The sequence below is a fragment of the Pseudomonas fontis genome, from assembly GCF_028656955.1.
In the GTDB taxonomy this organism is placed as follows: Bacteria; Pseudomonadota; Gammaproteobacteria; order Pseudomonadales; family Pseudomonadaceae; genus Aquipseudomonas; species Aquipseudomonas fontis.
Window position 1 is genome coordinate 1 of record NZ_JAMDGY010000138.1, and the last position, 1,940, is coordinate 1,940.

Annotated in this window: 1 protein-coding gene and 1 pseudogene; both read right to left on the minus strand. The window is 65.2% G+C overall.

Annotation, left to right across the window (positions count from 1 at the left end; translation table 11 throughout):
* Positions 1 to 563 (minus strand): annotated as a pseudogene (locus M5G11_RS27030) (1-aminocyclopropane-1-carboxylate deaminase); the annotation flags it as partial.
* Positions 564 to 608: 45 nt separating this feature from the next.
* On the minus strand, positions 609 to 1,940 hold a 1,332-nt coding region (locus tag M5G11_RS27035), incomplete at its 5' end, for an FAD-dependent oxidoreductase (protein WP_273925437.1).

Genomic DNA, 1,940 nt, shown 5'->3' on the forward strand with positions numbered 1-1,940 from the left:
GCCAGGGTGGTCCCGGTGCCCGCCGCCAACCACCAACCGTCGTAGCCGTCCCAGCCCACGCTCGCCAATTGCTGGCGTGCTTGCTCAACAATCAACGCGCAACCCCTGGCCCCCAACACACCACCGCCACCTTCAGGCACACAGTGCCAACCGGGATACTGCGCCTGCCAGGGCGCCCAGAAACCCGGCGCATTGCGCTCGCGATAACCGCCATACCCCAGCCAGTGCAGGTGCATGCCGAATGCTTCGAGATCGCGCACCGTGGGGGTGTCTTGCGCGTGCCCACGCAGCAACCCCGCCGTGGCAAAGCCGAAGCGTTTGCCGGCAGCCGCCAGCGCATGCAGATGATTGGAATAGGCGCCACCCAGGCTGATCACCCCTGGGGCCTGGGCCGCCTGGGCCTGACGCAGATGTTCCAGCAGCTTGAAGGCCTTGTTGCCGCTGATTAGCGGGTCGACCAGGTCCAGGCGCAATACCGCCACCTCGACCTGGGCGCGGGCCAGCCAGCCCAGCGCCAGCCGTTGCAGCGGCGCCAGGGGCAGGTCATCGAATCGTGCAAACATCCAAATGGGCTCACCGGCAAACGGGAGCCCAAGTCTACCAGTGCCTTACAACTCAGCGGCCAGGCGCGAGCCCTGGTTGATCGCACGCTTGGCATCCAGCTCTGCTGCCACGTCCGCACCGCCAATCAGGTGCACCGACTGCCCGGCCGCAACCAGCCCGTCATGCAGCTCGCGCAGCGGGTCCTGGCCGGCGCAGATCACCACGTTGTCCACCGGCAGCACCTGCGCTTCGTCTTCGCCGATACGGATGTGCAGGCCTTCATCGTCGATCTTCAGGTAGTCGACGCTGTTGAGCATCTGCACCTGCTTGTTCTTCAAGCCGGTGCGGTGAATCCAGCCGGTGGTCTTGCCCAGGCCATCGCCGACTTTGGTTTTCTTGCGCTGCAACAGGAACACCTGGCGCGCCGGTGCATGCGGCTCGGCCTTGACCCCGGCCACGCCACCACGGGCTTCCAGCGTGGTGTCGATGCCCCACTCCTTCCAGAACGCTTCGCGGTCCTGGCTGGTGGCAACGCCCTTGTGCACAAGGAACTCGGATACGTCGAAACCGATACCGCCAGCGCCAATCACCGCGACCTTCTGGCCAACCGGCTTGCGCTCCAGCAACACGTCCAGGTAGCTCAGCACCTTGCTGCTCTCGATGCCCGGGATCGCCGGTAGGCGCGGCGCAATGCCGGTGGCCAGGATGATCTCGTCATACTTGCCTTCAGCCAGTTGCGCAGCCGTCACGCGGGTGTTCAGGCACACTTCGACACCGGTGGTTTCCAGCTTGCGCTTGAAGTAGCGCAGGGTCTCGTAGAACTCTTCCTTGCCCGGTACGCGCTTGGCAACGTTGAACTGGCCGCCGATCTCGCTGGCCGAATCGAACAGCGTCACCTGGTGGCCACGCTCGGCGGCCACGGTAGAGGCGGCCAAACCGGCAGGCCCGGCACCGACCACGGCGATGCGCTTGAGCTGGGTCACCGGCAGGTAGTTGAGCTCGGTTTCATGGCAGGCACGCGGGTTGACCAGGCAACTGGTCAGCTTGCCGCCGAAGGTGTGGTCCAGGCAGGCCTGGTTGCAGCCAATGCAGGTGTTGATCTCGTCAGCGCGGCCTTCGGCGGCCTTGTTGACGAAGTCCGGGTCGGCCAGGAACGGCCGCGCCATGGACACCATGTCGGCGTCGCCCTCGGCAAGGATCTGCTCGGCAACTTCCGGGGTGTTGATGCGGTTGGTGGTGATCAGCGGGATCTGCACCGCGCCCCGCAGCTTGGCCGTGACCTTGCTGAATGCCGCGCGCGGTACCTTGGTGGCGATGGTCGGGATACGCGCTTCGTGCCAGCCGATACCGGTGTTGATAATGGTTGCGCCAGCCTTTTCGATGGCCTTGGCCAACTG